Source organism: Paenibacillus agricola (assembly GCF_011440305.1).
In the GTDB taxonomy this organism is placed as follows: Bacteria; Bacillota; Bacilli; order Paenibacillales; family NBRC-103111; genus Paenibacillus_S; species Paenibacillus_S agricola.
In genome coordinates this window covers 151940-169825 of the sequence record NZ_JAAOIW010000015.1, presented here as the reverse complement: position 1 = coordinate 169825, position 17886 = coordinate 151940, and the positions used below count along the sequence as shown (strand labels likewise).

Annotated in this window: 17 protein-coding genes, 2 rRNA genes and 2 pseudogenes; 16 read left to right on the top strand and 5 right to left on the bottom strand. The window is 43.8% G+C overall.

Annotated features, from left to right (window positions below; translation table 11 throughout):
- The 5 genes and pseudogenes from G9U52_RS30155 to G9U52_RS30135 form a co-directional block, all read left to right on the top strand.
- Positions 1-109: ribosomal RNA gene (locus tag G9U52_RS30155) — 23S ribosomal RNA — on the top strand; the annotation flags it as partial.
- 103 nt (positions 110-212) lie between these two features.
- A 5S ribosomal RNA gene (gene rrf, locus G9U52_RS30150) occupies positions 213-329 on the top strand.
- Between the two features lie 571 nt (positions 330-900).
- Positions 901-1101 (top strand): annotated as a pseudogene (locus G9U52_RS42130) (GNAT family N-acetyltransferase); the annotation flags it as partial.
- Between the two features lie 25 nt (positions 1102-1126).
- On the top strand, positions 1127-1627 hold the full coding sequence (locus G9U52_RS30140) for a shikimate kinase (RefSeq protein ID WP_311764942.1): 501 nt from the start codon (positions 1127-1129) through the stop codon (positions 1625-1627).
- A gap of 252 nt (positions 1628-1879) precedes the next feature.
- The gene (locus tag G9U52_RS30135) at positions 1880-2506 is read left to right on the top strand and encodes a chloramphenicol phosphotransferase CPT family protein (RefSeq protein ID WP_166154667.1); all 627 of its coding nucleotides are present in this window, start codon (positions 1880-1882) and stop codon (positions 2504-2506) included.
- A 198-nt stretch (positions 2507-2704) separates the two neighbouring features.
- Here the strand turns inward: G9U52_RS30135 and G9U52_RS30130 are convergent, their stop codons facing one another.
- On the bottom strand, positions 2705-3136 hold the full coding sequence (locus G9U52_RS30130) for an SRPBCC family protein (RefSeq protein WP_166154665.1): 432 nt from the start codon (positions 3134-3136) through the stop codon (positions 2705-2707).
- A gap of 120 nt (positions 3137-3256) precedes the next feature.
- Here G9U52_RS30130 and G9U52_RS41080 point away from each other — a divergent pair, with 120 nt between their 5' ends.
- Complete coding sequence (locus G9U52_RS41080; RefSeq protein ID WP_166154663.1) at positions 3257-3490, top strand: zinc ribbon domain-containing protein; 234 nt, start codon at positions 3257-3259, stop codon at positions 3488-3490.
- Here the strand turns inward: G9U52_RS41080 and G9U52_RS30120 are convergent.
- Together G9U52_RS30120 and G9U52_RS30115 are read right to left on the bottom strand one after the other, a co-directional pair.
- Entirely contained in the window at positions 3469-3888 is a 420-nt protein-coding gene (locus G9U52_RS30120; protein WP_166154661.1) for a cupin domain-containing protein, read from the bottom strand. The genes G9U52_RS41080 and G9U52_RS30120 overlap by 22 nt on opposite strands.
- 193 nt (positions 3889-4081) lie before the next feature.
- Positions 4082-4978 carry a LysR family transcriptional regulator gene (locus G9U52_RS30115; protein ID WP_166154659.1) on the bottom strand — a complete coding sequence of 299 codons (897 nt, stop codon included), beginning with the start codon at positions 4976-4978 and terminating at the stop codon, positions 4082-4084.
- A 264-nt stretch (positions 4979-5242) separates the two neighbouring features.
- Here G9U52_RS30115 and G9U52_RS30110 point away from each other — a divergent pair, with 264 nt between their 5' ends.
- The 10 genes and pseudogenes from G9U52_RS30110 (at position 5243) to G9U52_RS30065 (ending at position 14877) form a co-directional block, all read left to right on the top strand.
- Positions 5243-6829 (top strand): ABC transporter substrate-binding protein, encoded by a 1587-nt coding sequence (locus G9U52_RS30110; RefSeq protein ID WP_166154657.1) that lies wholly within the window; start codon positions 5243-5245, stop codon positions 6827-6829.
- A gap of 15 nt (positions 6830-6844) precedes the next feature.
- Positions 6845-7789: an ABC transporter permease gene (locus G9U52_RS30105; RefSeq protein WP_166154655.1), complete on the top strand. Its 945-nt coding sequence runs from the start codon at positions 6845-6847 to the stop codon at positions 7787-7789.
- A 17-nt stretch (positions 7790-7806) separates the two neighbouring features.
- A complete protein-coding gene (locus G9U52_RS30100; RefSeq protein ID WP_166154653.1) occupies positions 7807-8703 on the top strand; it encodes an ABC transporter permease in 897 nt (298 codons plus the stop codon).
- 30 nt (positions 8704-8733) lie between these two features.
- A complete protein-coding gene (locus G9U52_RS30095) occupies positions 8734-9483 on the top strand; it encodes a cysteine hydrolase family protein (RefSeq protein WP_166154651.1) in 750 nt (249 codons plus the stop codon).
- Positions 9484-9503: 20 nt separating this feature from the next.
- Complete coding sequence (locus G9U52_RS30090) at positions 9504-10244, top strand: cysteine hydrolase family protein (RefSeq protein ID WP_166154649.1); 741 nt, start codon at positions 9504-9506, stop codon at positions 10242-10244.
- 60 nt (positions 10245-10304) lie between these two features.
- Positions 10305-11267: an ABC transporter ATP-binding protein gene (locus G9U52_RS30085; protein WP_166154647.1), complete on the top strand. Its 963-nt coding sequence runs from the start codon at positions 10305-10307 to the stop codon at positions 11265-11267.
- 21 nt (positions 11268-11288) lie between these two features.
- Entirely contained in the window at positions 11289-12296 is a 1008-nt protein-coding gene (locus tag G9U52_RS30080; RefSeq protein WP_166154645.1) for an ABC transporter ATP-binding protein, read from the top strand.
- Positions 12297-12317: 21 nt separating this feature from the next.
- Positions 12318-13547 (top strand): MFS transporter, encoded by a 1230-nt coding sequence (locus tag G9U52_RS30075; RefSeq protein ID WP_166154643.1) that lies wholly within the window; start codon positions 12318-12320, stop codon positions 13545-13547.
- Between the two features lie 61 nt (positions 13548-13608).
- Positions 13609-14541, top strand: a pseudogene (locus tag G9U52_RS30070) (acetamidase/formamidase family protein).
- Between the two features lie 18 nt (positions 14542-14559).
- Entirely contained in the window at positions 14560-14877 is a 318-nt protein-coding gene (locus tag G9U52_RS30065; RefSeq protein ID WP_166154641.1) for a hypothetical protein, read from the top strand.
- A 239-nt stretch (positions 14878-15116) separates the two neighbouring features.
- Here the strand turns inward: G9U52_RS30065 and G9U52_RS30060 are convergent, their stop codons facing one another.
- Together G9U52_RS30060 and G9U52_RS30055 are read right to left on the bottom strand one after the other, a co-directional pair.
- Positions 15117-15650: a DUF302 domain-containing protein gene (locus tag G9U52_RS30060; RefSeq protein ID WP_166154639.1), complete on the bottom strand. Its 534-nt coding sequence runs from the start codon at positions 15648-15650 to the stop codon at positions 15117-15119.
- Between the two features lie 453 nt (positions 15651-16103).
- The gene (locus G9U52_RS30055) at positions 16104-17882 is read right to left on the bottom strand and encodes a sensor histidine kinase (protein ID WP_166154637.1); all 1779 of its coding nucleotides are present in this window, start codon (positions 17880-17882) and stop codon (positions 16104-16106) included.
- Positions 17883-17886 lie beyond the last annotated feature (4 nt).

The following is a 17886-nucleotide window of genomic DNA, read 5'->3' as shown; positions in this document are numbered from 1 at the left end:
ATTTCCCAATTAGTAAGACCCCTTATAGACGATGAGGTAGATAGGTCCGGGGTGGAAGTGCCGCAAGGCATGGAGCTGACGGATACTAATCGGTCGAGGGCTTATCCAAAGGAAGTCCCCCCTGAAGCGCAAGCTAAAGGGGGTGCGTTGCTCGACGCAGAAATGGTTGTTTCGGATCTAGTTTTCAAGGTACAAACCTTGGTATATCCACGTTTGGTGTCGATGGCGGAGGGGAACCACACGTTCCCATCTCGAACACGACCGTTAAGCCCTCCAGCGCCAATGGTACTTGAACCGCAGGGTTCTGGGAGAGTAGGACGCCGCCAAGCCTAGTAAAAAACCTTAAGAGTAACCTTTTAAGGTTTTTTTGTTATCTAAATTTCACTAAAAACATAGAAATATAGGGATAAGTATTATATCCTATCCACAAATTGAGGGAATATGTTACATTCAGAATGGAATTGATTTAAAGTTTTTGGGGAAACCCCTGAAAAATAATAACTATACTTTTAGTTTACAACGCATAAATTAATCGTGTTTTTAAACATGTTGTAACTCAATTAACGGAAACGATAGTGGAGGAGCTTGCCGTGTGGCAGCTCCTTTTTTGGTTTATTAAGTAACGGGTAGGCTTTTGTTAAATAGAGATAGCCAGAAATTATTTTACCTATATTTCAAAAAAATGCTACAATATGGGGAAATTGGTTGAGATGAGTATTATACCTACGAGAGCGATTAATACCGATGCAGAGGAACTTCTCGAAAATTAGCCTATCAAACCGAAGTCGTGTTGTATGAAGATTATACTATTGAACCGCTTTTGCAAACAATAGAGGATATTAAAAGACATTTTCAAACTTTTATTATATTTAATGCGGTAGAGGTTTAGGATTTGCTCTTGGTATGACAGGCCCAACAAATAAAACTCGTTGCTATCTGAACTATTTGTTTGTAAAAAATGAACACCGAAAAACTGGATTAGGTCGTAGACTCCTCAATGAATTCGAGGTTGCAGCCCAACGGAAGGTGTTCAATACCAAAAGAGCTGCCTCAGGAGAGCCCTTCGCTGTGCTAACGTGGCATTTAGTTCGGTTTAATTAAAGAAAAAAATGGAGGCATTACAAAAGTGAAGAAGAATATGAATATTGTTCTTATAGGTATGTCTGGAGCTGGTAAAAGCACTTTAGGTGTGTTGCTTGCAAAAGCTTTAGGAATGGATTACGTGGATACAGATATTGTTATACAACAACATGAAGGTAGGTTGTTACAAGATATAATTGATAATGATGGTATCGAAAAATTTATGGAAGTCGAAGAAAAAACGGTGTCTAAATTGCAACTAAAAAATTGCATTATATCTACGGGTGGAAGTGTTATATATTCAGAAAATGCTATGAATGTCCTTAAACAGGGTGGACAGATTATTTATTTACATGTCCCCTATGAAGAAATTAAAAGGAGGCTAATAAACATAACAACCAGAGGCATTGTAATAAAGAAAGGAAATAGTCTTAAGGACGTTTACGAGGAAAGAGTTCCTCTATACATGAAGTATAGTGATAAAACTCTTGATTGCTCAAATAAGGATATAAAACATTGTGTTAGTGAAATTATATTGAAAATATAAGAAAGTCATTCCGATAATTCAACTAACGGTGCAGGATAGTTCAAAACCAAAGGGCTGTGGTGTGGCAACCCCCTCACTCAGTGGTGACTTCAGTATGGGATTAGTGTTGGCGGTAAACCTGAGTTCAGCTCATACGTTCTGCAAAATGAATCAGTAGAGTTCGTAAGGCTGCCGAAAGTAAGGGTCAGTAGCCTTCTATGCTAAAGGACAGGAGTTCAAAATATGAATACTGATTTCTAAGGAGGGAAAAACATGCTACAGGCAGAAACCTATGGAAAGATTGTGATTCTGAATGGTACTCCCAGATCAGGGAAGTCCAGCATTGCCGTCGTTATCCAGGATACATTCGAAGGCGTGTGGATGAATATGGGGGTCGATCGGTTCATACAGATGACCCCTGAACGTTATCAGCCCGGGATCGGATTGAGACCTGGAGGTGAACGCCCTGACCTCGAGCCTCACATTGTGACCCTATATCGAGCGATGTACGAGTCTATTGCTGTGCACAGCCGCTTAGGACTAAATCTTGTGGTGGATGTAGGGCACCATGACGTTTACTCGGTTCCATTGGGGATTCTCTCCAACTGTGCTCGCATACTGAAGGACCTTCCGGTGTTATTCGTAGGCGTGCGTTGCCCCATTGAGGTTGTCATGGAGCGACGGATAGAAACCTGGCACGTCGGATACCTCGATGACGGCTCTGTGCCAAAGCCAGTAAGCTTGTGGCAGAAGTCTGTCCACGTGCCAGGTATTTATGACCTTGAGGTTGATACTTCGGTACTAAGCCCCGAAAAGTGTGCTGACTTGATCAGCAAGCGACTCGAAGATGGTCCACCGCCAACGGCTTTCAAGCGTCTCGAGGCTGGGGTCACGGGTTAGGACTAGTGAAACATTTTTTTTACAAGGTATGCCACAAGCACAGTAAATTGCAGCACCGCTATCTGCCTCACAACTGCACTCTCATCTTCTCATGCTGGTGATACCATTATTCTTGCTTCCGGTACCGAGTGATTCGGGACGTTTATTTCTTATGCTATGTACGGTACTTGTAACGGTCTGGTAAAGTATGATTTTATCCTAATCTTCTTTGGAGGTTTCACTATATTTTTTGAAATTGTCCAGAATCGCCTGAAAGCCTGCTTCTTGCATCTCAACGGAATTGGTGGTTTCTGCTTCAAAAGTTTCGATTACCTTTGTGTCGTTTTCTTGGCTAATAAAAGTAATTGTAACTTTTCTTCCATCTTCAATAGTGTAAGAAATAATCTCGTTTATTCTCACTTCATCATAAACACCACTAAAATCAAATCCAAAGCTACCATCCTTAGCTTCCATTCTTGTAAGAAATCTCCCGCCAACCCTTAAATCATTTTCGGCATTTGGCGCATGCCAATCAATAGAAGCATAACACCATTTTGTTATATGCTGTGGCTCCGTCCAATATTTCCACACTTCTCCAACGGGTGTATGAACTGTGGTTTCTACTGTTATTGTTTGATTGCCTGTTTTCATTATAAGTACCGCCTCACTATATTAAATTTAGAATATATGGTTAATTATACCATTAAAATCGAATGTGGTTTCTTATGGATTGCTGTTTGCTTTCCTATCTGTTCGCCAATTCTTTAGTATTTGAGTAATACCAATTTATCGTGGAGAGTCTGTATTTATCTTGGCCGAGGGCTTTGCTCTAACTGTGGAGATACAGTAAAGAAAGCCCTCTCTGTTCGTGTTCATCGCTGTGATCATTGTGGATACACAGTAGATGGCGATGAGAACGCAACTCGCAACATGTTGCAACGTGCTTTAGTATCGCTATTCCAAAACAAAATGCTGAGTTATGCTTATGATTGTTTCTTTTCATAGATGGCGTCGAGCTCAGGGAGCAGGAGAACACTCTCCTGTTCATTGGGATCGGTACGCGTAATAATGGACGTACAGGATTCTACATCGCTTGGATTGTAAGGGAGGTGCGGCATTCCGGCAGGAATATATAAAAAATCTCCTTCTTTCAACTCCATATGCTCTTCAAGCTTATCCCCATACCACATTGCACATTTTCCTTGAAGCACATAAATAGCTGTTTCGTGATCTTGATGAAGGTGTGCCTTCGCTCGTTTGCCCGGAGGAATAGTCAATAAATGCATGCATATCCCTTGAGAACCCACGCTTTCCTTTGATATGGCTTCTGCGTAATTAAAGCCTTGTTTTCCAAGATATGTTCTAGATGAACGAATCAATCGACAAGTACGCTTGTCATCCATTTCTTATCCTCCTTGGACTTTTAGCTGATATGGCGGCTAATAATTATGAAAATTATCCTCAGTATATGATGAGCCAGTGCAGGGGGTTCCGTGATTTCTGCCTGCCTCGGAAATGAGGACCTGAAAAAACGACTACTGGCTTTAGAAGGTAATTGTTTAATAGTTGTTCAGGCTTATTCATATCGTTTCAAAACTAAACGGTTATATGTTGCAAAGTATTAGTAATATGCTGCATAAACAATTGATCCAGACTGTTTAGATTTCCTTTCTTGTATACGAGAAATACATTATCAAATGGGAATGGATTGGACTCGATAGGAATAGAAACCACCTGCTTATGGAGCAATTCCTCACGGAATAACAGTCCTCCTGACAAGAACACTCCACAGCCCTCTTTTATCCAATGTTTCAGCAATGGTAAATTGTTGCTTTCATATTTAATCTCATGGGCTACATTTAAATGACCGAACGTTACCTCCAAAGTCTTACGATATAATGTGTCGAGCTCATAAGAAATAAAAGGCTCTGCAGTAATTTGCTCAATCGTTACCAGCTTTCTCCGGGCAAGCGGGTGGTTCTTAGAGACGATCAACTTCACATCCTCCTGAAAAATATTGATGAATGTTAAAGACGGAATGTTCAAGGCATAACGACTGACTCCCAGACGGAGCTCGTTGTAATTGATTTTACGGATCTGCTCTCGGGTAGAACACCCCATCACCTGAATGGAGACATCAGGGTAATCGGTCTTGAAATTTGCCAGTACATAAGGCAGCAGGGCGCTGGTGAAAGAGTTGTTGCAGCCGACTGTCAGTTTACCGGACTGCACCCGATGTAGTTGCTCAACGGCCTGCCTCCCTTCTTCGAGAGTAGTGATGACCCTTTGCGCATACGGGAGGAAGGTATGCCCTTCCTCCGTCAGTTGGATGCCAGTCTTATTCCGAATGAAGAGCAGCTTGTTTAAGTCGAGTTCCATCATTTTGATCCGGTTTGAGATGGTAGACTGCGGTAAATACATTTGCTCTGCCGCCTTCTGATAACTCCCCGCATGGTACACACCCAGAAACGTAATAATTTGATCAATATTCATTTTGGCATTCCTCCACTCTAAAGAAGTAATGTCATTATACATCACATAAAACGGTCATGGGAACACGCTTACATCCAAAAAATGAATGTAAGTATCTAAAAAAGGCTATTTACGATTCGGATAACTCCATATATGATGAAGGCAAGATAAAAACGTGTTATGTATATGTAATAAAAAGTAACATATAAAATTTGGTCAAATCATTGAATCATCCAGAGATTGCTGCTTGTTATAAAATAAATGAATTTTAAGAGGAGGATTTATATGAAATTGAAGACTAATATTAGAAAGAGGCTTTTATTCCCGACATTGACTGCTTCGATTTTAGTTGGAATCTTATCTGGATGCATGAACACGCCTGCTGCTTCAACTTCAACCCAGTCTACACCAACCGCCGGGCAAGCCACCACTGCAGCTTCAGGTGGGAAGTTAAGGGTTGGAATTATTACTGATTTTGGAACTTTGGATCCGGCCAAATCAACAAGACTTATTGATGAAGAGTTGTATAACAATATTTATGATCCGATGGTAAAGCTGACTCCTGACGGTAAATTTTTACCAGGTCTTGCAACAAAATGGACAATCAGCGAAGACGGTAAAACCTATACCTTTGAACTAAGGAAGGAAGTTAAATTCCACGATGGGACTGACTTTAACGCACAAGCTGTTATGGATAACTGGAACTGGATTATAGACCCGGCAAATGCTTCTCCCCGAAAATCGGATTTGGTTTTGGTTGAGAGCATGACGGCACCGGATCCTTATACGTTGGTTGTCCAATTAAAGACACCTTTCATTCCTTTTATCGCAACGATAACCGGTCGTACCGGATTGATTTCTTCCATGACAGCCAAGAAAAAAGCCGGGGATCAATATGAAATGGCTCCGGTTGGAACAGGACCCTTCCAATTCGTGGAATGGAATAAAAATGACCACTTAACGATTAAGAAGAATCCTAATTACTGGGAAAAGGACCAGCCGAAGCTGGATGAAGTTGAATTTAAGCCTATTATTAATCAATCCCAAAAGCTAAATGCGCTCATTTCAGGTCAGGTGGATCTTGTGGATTCCATACCTTTCCAGGATATCCCCAAAGTAGAAAACACCAAATCGCTCAAACTTGGAGTTGCCACCTCCTTTGGTTACTCTCGATTGACCTTGAATCTCCAGAAGGCGCCATTCAATAACATCAATAACCGTAGAGCAATTAATTTTGCAATTAACCGTGACGAAATCAACCAAATTATTTATTTCGGTAAATTCGTTCCAGGATTTTCCTTCTTTTCACCGGCTGGCTTTGCCAACGACCCGAGTATAAAGGTTCCTTATTCAGTAGAATTAGCCAAAGAAGAACTGAAAAAGGCCGGGAATCCAGACGGTTTCTCCTTCTCCTTCCTAAGTGCCAATGATCCTCAGAGCATGCAGTTAGCGCAGCTGTTCCAAAGCCAATTAGCTAAAGTAGGCATTACGATGAAAATTGAAGCTTTGGATAGTGCAGCTATCACCCAAAAAAGGAACAGCGGGGATTGGGAGGTTACAGGCGGCGGCTGGAGTGGAATGATAGATCCCGATCAAAACAGTTATGCATTTATAGTGACCAATGCCCCTTTCAATTATGGAAAATACAGCAACACGGAAGTTGATAAACTGATGCAGGAGGCACGTGAGAGTAGTTCTAATGATGTTCGCAAAAAGATTTATTCTCAGGTCTCAGCTATTTTGATAGAAGAAGTGCCAGGTATTTTCACCGGATACCAGCCTGTAGTAGATGTATGGACAGACAAAGTGCAGGGATTTGATGTATATCCTGACCAGCTATTGCGACTGTACAAGACTACAATAAGCAAATAAAGGAGGTATTAATCAATGGCTAGTTATATTGGGCGCCGCCTTCTATGGTTTATTCCGGTATGTTTGCTCCTGATTACTTTTACATTTAGCTTAATCCATTTGGTACCGGGAAATCCTGCACACTCAATCCTGGGGGAGGAAGCAAGTCAGGAGTCCATCCGTTTATTGGAAGCCAAGCTTGGCCTGGATCAGCCGCTGCCGATTCAATATTTACGTTACTTATCAAATACTTTACATGGTGATTTTGGGAATTCGTTGTATGGGAGCCAGCCCGTTATCAATCTAATTGTTACAAGGCTTCCTATTACCGTGGAAATTGCCATCCTGTCGATTCTGATGTCCCTTTGCATCTCATTGCCTTTGGGTATTTTATCCGCCAAATATCCGAACTCCTGGATTGATCATTTTGGACGATTTATGGCGCTCGCAGGGGCTGCAATTCCAACCTTTTGGGTTTCATTGGTTATGGTTTTCCTGTTCTCAGTAACCGTTCAATGGTTTCCAGCACTAGGCTGGGTTCCCCTATCGGAGGGACTGGGCACCAACCTTTACCATTTGATCATGCCCGTTTTTGCAATGTCGCTGCCTTTGGCTGCCATGGAATCTAGAATGCTAAGGGGCGAAATGCTTGAAGTGTTGAACCAGGTATACATTCAAGTCGCAAGAGCCAAAGGCATGCGGCAAAGAGTAGTCCTGCTGCGGCATGCGCTTCGAAACGCAGTATTGCCTGTCATTACGGTTATCGGGCTGCAGATGGGTGGACTCTTAGGTGGGGCTGTTATCATCGAATCCATATTCTCATTGCCAGGCATGGGTCAATTGGTGCTTAACGCAATAGTGCAAAGGGATTATCCGGTAGTTAACGGCAGCGTATTGTTTATGGGTGGAACGATATTGTTAACAAATTTGTTTGTGGATGTGTTGTACGCATTTTTGGACCCTAGAATCCGCTATTCCTAAGGGGAGGGATATAAATTATGTCAATCGATGTTGCAAGAACCGAAATTGAGATCGGTCGTCCAAAGGTGAAGGCAAAAACGAGCCTCCTCCTTAAAAAAATATGGAGAAATCAGTTGATCTTGTCCGGACTAATCATCGTAATTGGATTTATTGCCATGGCTCTTATCCTGCCGTCTTTTGTTCCTTACTCTCCGTTTGCTAATGATTACACCATGGCTCTTAAGCCACCGAGTTTGTCGCATTTATTCGGAACCGATAATTTGGGACGTGATGTGTTCAGTCGGGTAGTTTGGGGGGCTCGCGAGTCCCTTGCTTCAGGTATAGTCATTGTTACTTTAGCGTTTTTGATTGGTGTTCCTTTGGGTTTGATTTCAGGGTTTTATGGTGGCTGGCTTGACGAAATTTTCATGAGAATCGTGGATACCTGGTTGGCATTCCCAGGCTTGGTGCTCACCATGGCCATTGCGTTTATCATGGGGCCTTCCTTTATTAATGCATCCTTTGCTGTTGCCGTTATTATGGCACCTCAATTTATTCGGATTACAAGAGGACAGGTGCTCAGTATCCGTGACCGTGAATTCGTTCTAGCGGCCAGAAGCCACGGAGTACCGACCTGGAGAATCCTGCTGCGCCATATTTTACCTAACGCATCAACCTCGCTTACAGTTGCGAGCAATTTGAATATGGGCCATGCCATCATGGTGGTGGCAAGCTTGTCTTATCTGGGACTTGGAACTCCGCCGCCTTATCCAAGCTGGGGTGAAATGCTGCAAAGCGGCACTAACTTTTTAACAATGTCGCCTTGGATTTCATTCGCTCCCGGTCTGGCGATATTTCTGTTGGTGCTCGGATTCACTTTATTAGGTGAAGGGATTCGGGATGAATTCGATCCGCAGTCAAAAATCAAGGTTTGATTTATCATCAAATTTAATGGAGGCTCTAGCATGAGATATGGAAACGGAGAGAATTATTGGATTGTTGAGGGCAATCATTTTGATATCAGCAGAGGCACGGCTGAAGCTGCCACCATGGAAATCGAAGGAAATGAAACCTTGAAATTTGACCCTAAACGCTCAGCCTTGATCATTATCGATATGCAGAACTTTTTTTGTTCATCCCTGCTGGGTCGCTCGGACGGTGCTATAAAGCTGGTGCCGGCCATCGCTTCAGCCATAAGGAGCAGCCGTCAATTAGGAATGAAAATTATTTGGGTCAACTGGGGGAATAGGGCCGATACGGCCAACCTCCCTCCCAATATGCTGTATTCAAGGAAAAGAGGAGGGCGTACCCATATTGGTGAGCCTTTGCCGGATAATCTTGGATTGGCGCTTGTTAAAGATTCCTGGTCGGCCGCAATAATTGATGAATTGGCAGTATTGTATGATGAGAGTGATTATTTAGTTGATAAATATCGGACCAGTGGATTTCCTGGCACCAACCTGGACCAAATTTTGCGGGCGAACGGAATTAATACTTTGTTCCATACCGGAGTTAATACGGATCAATGCGTAATGTTTAGTCTGCTGGATGCGGCTTTTCTTGGTTACGATAATGTTCTTCTGACAGACTGCACGGCTACGACATCGCCCTCCTATGCAATGGAAGGAGCCATATATAACATGAGGGGAAGGTCGTTTATGGCTGTCTCTGAAAGTTTGATGGCTGCTTCGAGCTTGCTGGAAACCGTAAATTAAAAAATATGGAGGCTAGATCCATGAGATTTGGTAATAGAGTAAATTATTGGATAGTTGAAGGCGATCATTTTGATGTGAGCCGAGGTTCTGCTACAACAACTTCAATTGAATTAGATGAAAATAAAACCTTGAAATTTGATCCTGAACGTTCCGCTTTTATTATTATCGATATGCAAAATTATTTTTGCTCTCCCTTACTAGGACGCCCGGATGGAGCGTTAAAGCTGGTGCCGGCCATAACCTCTGCTGTAAAAAGCTGTCGTGAATTAGGGATGCAAATTATTTGGGTCAACTGGGGCCATAGGCTTGATACGGCCAACCTTCCCCCAAGTCTGCTCTATTCATGGCAGAAAAACGGTCGGCCAGGCATTGGTCAGCCTTTGCCTGATAACCTTGGATCTGTGCTTATCAAGGATTCCTGGTCAGCAGCTCTGGTGGAAGAGCTGGAGGATTCTTATGCAGAGAGCGATTATTGGGTCGATAAATACCGGGTTAGCGGATTCCCAGGCTCCAGTCTGGACGCTATTCTGCGAGCGAACGGCATCAACACTCTGTTCCACGCAGGGGTCAATACGGACCAATGTGTGATGGCTACCTTACAGGATGCGAATTTTCTTGGATACGACAACATTCTGGTAACAGATTGTGCGGCCACAACCTCGCCGGCTCATGTGCTGGAAGGTGCTTTGTATAACATGAAATCAAAGGCATTTTCTACTGATTCCGTAAGCTTGAAGGCAGCTGCGATGAGCTACGTTTAAGGAAAAATGTACATTTAATATCAAGAGTTAACAGATCCTCAAAAGAGGCGGTGCAGCAATATGGAAGCTTTGCTTAAGGTTCGGAACTTAAAAACGTATTTTTCCACAGCAAAAACTCAGGTTAAGGCCGTTGATGGTGTCGATTTTGAGGTCAGAAAAGGGAAAGTGCTGTGCATCGTCGGAGAGTCCGGCAGCGGTAAAAGCATGACTTCATTGTCTATTATGGGACTGGTTCCAGGCCCTCAAGGAAGAATTGTCGATGGTGAAGTGTTGTTCGAGGGCCAGGATTTGGTAAAGCTGAACGAAAACGAAATGTCCGATTTGAGGGGTAATAAGATCGCCATGATTTTTCAGGAACCGATGAGCGCATTGAATCCTTTATTTAAAATCGGGGATCAAATTATCGAAGTGCTGATGAGGCATCGGAAGCTTACGAGATTTGACGCACTTGCTAAAGCTATTGAACAGCTTCGAAGTGTCGGCTTTCCGAAGCCTGAGAATATAGTGAAATCTTATCCCCATCAATTGTCCGGAGGTATGCGTCAAAGGGTCATGATTGCCATGATGATGGCTTGCGAACCGAAATTGCTAATCGCTGACGAGCCGACTACTGCTTTAGACGTAACCATACAAGCGCAGGTGCTTGACTTAATGCGCAATTTGAAGGACCAGACTGGAACCTCCATTATCTTTATCACCCATGATCTTGGTGTCGTGGCGGAGATGGCCGATGATATGGTAGTTATGTATGGCGGACAGATAGTGGAATCGGGTTTAGCCGATGTGGTATTCGATAAGCCCCTGCATCCCTACACATTGGCCCTCATGGGGTCCATTCCTTCGATTCATGGGGAAACGGATCGGCTTACGGCTATTCCAGGAACGGTGCCGAGTGCAGCTAATTTTCCAGTGGGCTGTAGATTTGCAGAACGATGTGCCTGTGTGCATCCCAGCTGTCATAACAACATGCCGGAGCTGCGCGAGATAAGTCCGGGGCATTTTGTCCGCTGTGATTTTGTATAGAACATAACGGAAGGTGGATACATGATGATCCTGAAGGAGCAAGTCCCTGCACAGACCAGCGAAGCCTCGGACTATTTATTAGATGTTCGTAACATAAAGATGTATTTCCCGATTACTGGCGGTATCTTACAGCGTAAGGTAGGCGAGGTTAAGGCAGTCGATAATATATCCTTTGCCATTAAACGAGGTGAGACGCTGGGATTGGTTGGTGAATCCGGCTGTGGGAAGTCTACTGCCGGTCGGGTAATTATGCGCTTATATGAACCGACTGAAGGCTCCGTCTTCTTTGACGGACAAGATATTACCAAAATCAAAGGGAATCAGCTTCGGCAGATGCGTCAAAACTTCCAGATGGTTTTTCAAGATCCATATTCTTCGCTGAATCCACGGATGACAGTGGGTTCGATCATTGAAGAACCGCTTCAAGTCAATACGAAAATGAGTCATAAGGAAATAAGGGAGCGGGTCTCCCATTTATTAAAAGTAGTCGGTTTACCTCAGGAGGCAAGCCTTAAGCATCCCCATGAATTTTCGGGTGGACAGCGCCAGCGGATTGCGATTGCCCGCGCCCTTACCTTGAACCCTAAATTGATGGTGCTTGACGAGGCCGTCTCTGCACTGGATGTTTCCATCCAGGCGCAGATTATCAACCTATTGGATGATCTGCGCAAGGAATTTGGCCTGTCCTATCTATTTATTTCCCATAATTTGTCAGTTGTTAAGCATGTAAGTGATAAGGTAGGGGTGATGTACCTAGGCAGAATGGTTGAGATTGCGCCTAAATCTCAACTGTACAGCGCGCCCTTGCATCCTTACACAGAGTCGCTTCTCTCAGCTGCGCCAGAGCCCAAGCGGGGCTTAAAGCGTGAGCGCATTGTTCTAACGGGAGACGTCCCGAATCCTGCTAATCCACCTTCCGGCTGTGCCTTTCATACTCGTTGCCCCAAGGCGTTCGACAACTGCAAGGCAATACGCCCCGAGCTTCGTGAGATTATGCCGCAGCAGTATGTTGCATGTCACTTATACTAAGGAAGATTAAGGAAGAGACATATGGAAATTTGGCAAAAAAACTTATGGGTGTTATGGTTTGGTACTTTTGTTGCATCGGCAAGTCTGACGATGGTAATTCCATTCTTGCCCCTGTTTTTAATCGATATAGGCGTAAATGAAAATACGGAGATGTGGGCTGGCTTGCTATTTAGCTCCACCTTTATGGCTGCTGCCATTTCATCTCCATTTTTAGGTTCATTAGCTGACAAATACGGACGAAAAAAAATGATTATAAGAGCAGGGTTTGTGCTGTTTATTGTTTTTACCCTAACTTCACTTGTGACGAATCCTTATCAGCTGCTTGCTCTTCGAATCTTTCATGGTTTGATGGCTGGGTATATCCCCGCTGTGATCGCTTTGATCGGCACCAACACACCTGACAACAAGGTTGGTTATGCATTGACCACCATATCTACAGCAACGGCATCTGGCCGTATCATGGGACCGCTGCTAGGTGGCGGTATAGCCCATTTGTTTGATAATCGCGCTGCGTTTGCTTTTGCCGGAATTTTGGTGCTTTTATCTACTTTATCCGTTATCTTTCTGGTGAAGGAAGAAAAATTTGCCATATCCGGTACACGAAGCTCAGTTTTTGAGTCCTTTAAGCTGGCAGCGTCCAATCGTACATTCTCTATGGTCTTAATGGTATCCTGCATCGTTTCTATTTCGGTCATGACGGTAGAGCCAGTTTTAAGCTTATATATAGTAGAGCTCGGTGGGGCTGCAAAAAACACTTCATTATTAGCAGGCTTTGTATTCTCACTCGTGGGAATTACCGGCATTTTATTCGCTACATCATGGGGTAAATTAGCCGATCGTATCGGCTTCCGCTCTGTTTTGATCATCGGCTTGGCGGGTGGAGCCATAGGAAGCTTTGCCCAAATCTTTTTTCATGATATATGGGGATTTTCCATTGTACGCTTTATTTACGGAGCTTTCTTCTGTGCAGTTATTCCTGCAATAAACGGGCTGGTCGTGCGAAGCACTCCGAGTGATTTCAGAGGAAGGGCATTCGGGCTTAATAATACGGCTAATCAGCTGGGATCGATGATCGGACCAATGATCGGAGGTCTGATCGGGGGCATGTTTTCCACACATGGAATATTTGTGGGTACTGCTGTACTATTAATGGTAGCCATATTTCTTGCTCAATCTATTTCGGAATCCAAAGCAGCAAGCCCGATTGTTGCCAATTCGGAACCGAAAAAAGAACTGGCCTCCAAGGTTTAGGAGACATGATAGATGTACCGTGAATTCATTATGCTGATGCATCAATAACAAGGAGGGTCCAATGAACGAACATTTTCTGGATGATTCAATCGTTCACCATACCTGGGACAACTCGATACCACCCAGGTTAACCATTCAACCCGGTGATACGGTTATCATGGATTGCCGCGATGCGTCCAATGGCCATATGCATCCCGATCGTACTTTGGAAGAAATGCTCGCCCCCCGTCAAATCAAAGGCCATGCATTAACGGGTCCCATTTTTATTGAGGGTGCCGAACCGGGTGACAGCATCGCTGTGGAGATCCTAGACTTTAAGCATAAAGGCTGGGGATGGACTCGCTGTACCCCGGAAAGCGGCCTGCTCCCCGGTGAGTTTGAAACACTTATTACGCATTGGGACCTGAAGGATGGTTATACCGATTTTAAGCCTGGCATCCGTATACCTTTAGAGCCTTTCTGTGGCTGCATGGGTGTTGTACTTGCCGAGCCAGGCGCATTCGTAACCACACCACCTCGCAGCGCAGGCGGCAACATGGATATTCGCCATCTTGTGGCAGGCTCCACGCTCTTTTTGCCGGTCTACGCTCCGGGTGCCCTATTCTCAGCTGGTGACTGTCATGCCGCACAAGGGGACGGCGAAGTTTGTATCAATGGTATTGAGGCGCCTATGCAGGTCACGCTGCGGTTTCACCTTCGCAAAGGCCGCACAATTCCCGGACCGCAATTTATCACGCCAAGTCCTCTTACCAAGACGGATAGCAAAGGCTACTTCGCCACAACCGGCATCGAGCCGGATCTTATGGATGCAACCAAGTAATCGGTTCGCCAGATGGTCGATCACCTGGTACAGGAGTATGGCCTAACCCGTGAGGAGTCCTATCAGCTGTGCTCGGTTGCTGTTGACCTCAAAATCAGCGAGGTTGTTGATAAACCGAACTGGATCGTTTCGGCATACTTACCTCTAAGTATTTTCAATGATGAGGCCGTTTAATGAATGGGGGGAATATGAATGGTAAAATGTTATTATATGAATGGAAATCTTCCGGAAAAAGGCTATAACGAGGATATTTCATTACTCATCATGACGGGATTCAAAGAATCAGAATTAGTAATCCGGGATTTGAATAGAGAGATAACATCGGCCGAGTATAATGCCTACAAAATGGTCACTTATTTACCGGTATCGGATAATCATTCACTTAAATACATTATTAAGGATAAAGAGCTGGCCAGAAAATTCCTGTCTGAGAAGAAATGTAAAATGCTGTGCAAAGACAGATCGGTTACTGAAACCAACGTTATCGAAAATATTCTGGAAAACTTCTAGGTCATATTAAGTATTCATACAATGATCACAAGTGTTAGAAAAATAAGGGCTGTGCTTGTTTAACCGGTGTAGCTGCTAAAACAAAATTAATAGGGCGTGTTCTTCTACAGATGTAGGAGAATGCGTCTTTTTAGCGTTTGTTTTATGCCCGTTGTATGTTGAATACGAGGCAGGCTCCAAAATCATTGGAAGGCAAGGCTAGCTTTTGCATGATGCACATATGATTGGCTCTTTGCTTGCTAACCTCGATAATTTCTTAAAATGCACTGAATGACACAGTCCATTCTGTAGTCAAGCAAGTGACCATAGGGATATAGAGCATGTTGATTCAGTGTCGCCAGAAAAGACGATGGGCGCTGATATCCAATGATCGCGCCGTCCGGGTTGCCGTTATCATAAAGACAAACCCGGAACGGTACGTACAAGCTGGCTCGAATATCTATGGTAAGTATGGGCTCGGCGACGACTCCGTTGCCGACCATATACAGAATGCATTTTTTAATGCCATTATGAAGTGAGGTTAAACGACCCTGATCCACATGAGAAAAAATCATTAGTCCATGGGGACCCGCCATACGTTGAAAGGCTTGCTCCACTTTCTCCCAAGGCGCTTTTTCCTCAATGAGCGCCGTTTCGACGACCGGATCCCACCGCCCCAGTTCTCGCTCGAATGCCGCTACAAGAGCTTCATAGCTGAGACCCGAAGGGATGTCCTCGCGAATGATCGATGTATAGGTTACCATTTTGTATGGACGGAATGATCCGTATGCCATTATTATCCTCCCTTGATGAATCCATCTTCACATTATTTATTCTATTCCCTGCTATAACCGCAAGAACGAAGAAGGCAAAATTCCGTGATCATCGATTTTGTGGCACAAATTTGTTGAGCTAACGGGATACAATAATCCAATATTGAAAGGATTGACGCTTAGGGGGTTCACGGTTATGGATACAAGATTGAAGATAAGCTTGGGAATAAGAAGTGGGAGGCAGCACCAAAAGAATGAAAGAGGACATGGGTGTGGGGTGGAGGAGCGAAGCGTTCGCCTTTGAAGCTCGTGTTCCAACCGCTGGAAGCCAAAAATTCAAGGAACACGAACTTCATCAGCGACCGGAACCCCATACCCATGTCCTCGGGAGCGTACAAAGGTATGAGCTTAGACAAGGATCTAGCCACAGGCTAGGTTTTTTTTAATCAATACCTCCAGACGCTGGTTCGATGGTTAAGCCAGGCTGTCTACAGGCTTCCCCAGACCTTCAATGTCATTATTGGTAAGCTGTGGAATTCGAATGATTACGGTTACCCCGCTGCTGAGCTCATTATTACTAATTTCAATTCCATAGACAATCCCAAAAAAAGCCTCAAATCTTTCTTTAACATTACGAATTCCATACCCTCCAGTACTTCTTTTCTCTCCAGAATTCCAGTTCTTTTTGAGCCCGACTCCGTCATCCGAAATCGTAATCACAATCGATTCTGCTTCTTTGGCAGCATGGATACTGATACTCCCGCTTGTTCTCCCGTCAAAACCATGCATGATGGCATTTTCAATAAAGGGCTGAAGGGTCATTTTTGGTATAAAAAAGGATTCCAGCTCATGCGGTACATCCACACTGACAATTAACCCTTCTTCCCAACGTAACTGCTGGATCTGCATATAGCAGCCTGCGTGTAAGAGCTCCTCACGAATCGTAATCAAGCTTTCGCCATTGGATAAGCCGATCCGGAACATTTTACCCATCAGCTCGAGAATTTCACTCATCTTATCCTGCCCCGCCCCAAGAGCCATCCAATTTAATTGATCGAGCGTGTTGTAGAGGAAGTGCGGGTTAATCATCGCCTGCAGCGCTTTAATTTCTGCTTTCTTCTGTCCTTTGTACTGATTTTCCAGAGACAGATATAGCTCTTGAATGCGGTCAATCAGCTTCCTATACCCCGAGAATAAGACTCCGTATTCATTGGAATAATCCTCAGGAAGCTTTACTTTATTGGCGTTCGCAGAGTATCTACCCATTTCATGCAGCAAAAGCCGGATCGGCTTAATAAACTGGTTCGAAAATAATAAAGTGAAAAATAATGATAGGAAGATGGTCAATATCCCAACAAGCCACAAGATAAACGCATTATGAACGCTGCCCGCAGTAATCTGCTTCCAAGGTGTAAACTCAACAAGGGTCCAGTCTGAATTAAAATGCTTGGACCATACCATCAAGTGGCTTTGGGAATTGGCCAGCGTATAACCTTCGGTATTCACTTTTAAATATCCAGATCCATTGTTTATGGAGGGGAGAAAATCTTTGATATTATTCCTAAGCTCTGGATCTCCGATCAATGTAATCGTCCTTCCCCCGGAATCCAGTAAAATACGGTTGGCGTCAGATGTTTCCCCGCGGACTAGAGCTTGAATCGTTGCCGCTTTGATATTCAACAGCAATAACCCGCTGTATTCACCAGTAGGTGAATACACTTTTCGGGCAAAACTGATAACGGCAAATTCACCGTTAAATAGTTTAATCGTCCGTTCACCAATCCAGGTAAAATCTGTATTTTGAACCCAATCGTACCAAACCTCCTGTTTAGCCTTCTCTTCCTCGATAAACACAACTGGTGTCTGAGATTGAATGGGGACTACATTCTTTGTGTAAAATTGAATCGATGAAATCATGGGTGTAGCATAGGTGATATTGGCTAGAAATTCTTCCAGCTCTGCGCTTTTTTTATGATCTGAATATTGATCTCTGGATAACGGTGAATAGTCGAAAAGTATGGAATTCCGCGAAGCGGCAAGTGAAATTTGCTCAATGGAACGCATCTGGATGCCAATCTTGCTATAAAGCTCATTCAGTACGTTTTGTTGATAATAAGATGTATTTTTAACCATTTCCTGAGCGGAAAGCGAATAAGCAAGCCCTATCACGACAACTAATAGGATGACCATGAAACTGGAGAAACCCCCATATAACAAATAATAAATTGGATATTTTTTGAACATATGCTTCATTCAT

Bases quoted from the DNA above. Each gene is read 5' to 3' on its own strand.
- G9U52_RS30135 (WP_166154667.1), top strand. From the start codon at position 1,880: ATGCTACAGGCAGAAACCTATGGAAAGATTGTGATTCTGAATGGTACT.
- G9U52_RS30130 (WP_166154665.1), bottom strand. From the start codon at position 3,136: ATGAAAACAGGCAATCAAACAATAACAGTAGAAACCACAGTTCATACA.
- G9U52_RS30120 (WP_166154661.1), bottom strand. From the start codon at position 3,888: ATGGATGACAAGCGTACTTGTCGATTGATTCGTTCATCTAGAACATAT.
- G9U52_RS30115 (WP_166154659.1), bottom strand. From the start codon at position 4,978: ATGAATATTGATCAAATTATTACGTTTCTGGGTGTGTACCATGCGGGG.
- G9U52_RS30110 (WP_166154657.1), top strand. From the start codon at position 5,243: ATGAAATTGAAGACTAATATTAGAAAGAGGCTTTTATTCCCGACATTG.
- G9U52_RS30105 (WP_166154655.1), top strand. From the start codon at position 6,845: ATGGCTAGTTATATTGGGCGCCGCCTTCTATGGTTTATTCCGGTATGT.
- G9U52_RS30100 (WP_166154653.1), top strand. From the start codon at position 7,807: ATGTCAATCGATGTTGCAAGAACCGAAATTGAGATCGGTCGTCCAAAG.
- G9U52_RS30095 (WP_166154651.1), top strand. From the start codon at position 8,734: ATGAGATATGGAAACGGAGAGAATTATTGGATTGTTGAGGGCAATCAT.
- G9U52_RS30090 (WP_166154649.1), top strand. From the start codon at position 9,504: ATGAGATTTGGTAATAGAGTAAATTATTGGATAGTTGAAGGCGATCAT.
- G9U52_RS30085 (WP_166154647.1), top strand. From the start codon at position 10,305: ATGGAAGCTTTGCTTAAGGTTCGGAACTTAAAAACGTATTTTTCCACA.
- G9U52_RS30080 (WP_166154645.1), top strand. From the start codon at position 11,289: ATGATGATCCTGAAGGAGCAAGTCCCTGCACAGACCAGCGAAGCCTCG.
- G9U52_RS30075 (WP_166154643.1), top strand. From the start codon at position 12,318: ATGGAAATTTGGCAAAAAAACTTATGGGTGTTATGGTTTGGTACTTTT.
- G9U52_RS30065 (WP_166154641.1), top strand. From the start codon at position 14,560: ATGGTAAAATGTTATTATATGAATGGAAATCTTCCGGAAAAAGGCTAT.
- G9U52_RS30060 (WP_166154639.1), bottom strand. From the start codon at position 15,650: ATGGCATACGGATCATTCCGTCCATACAAAATGGTAACCTATACATCG.
- G9U52_RS30055 (WP_166154637.1), bottom strand. From the start codon at position 17,882: ATGAAGCATATGTTCAAAAAATATCCAATTTATTATTTGTTATATGGG.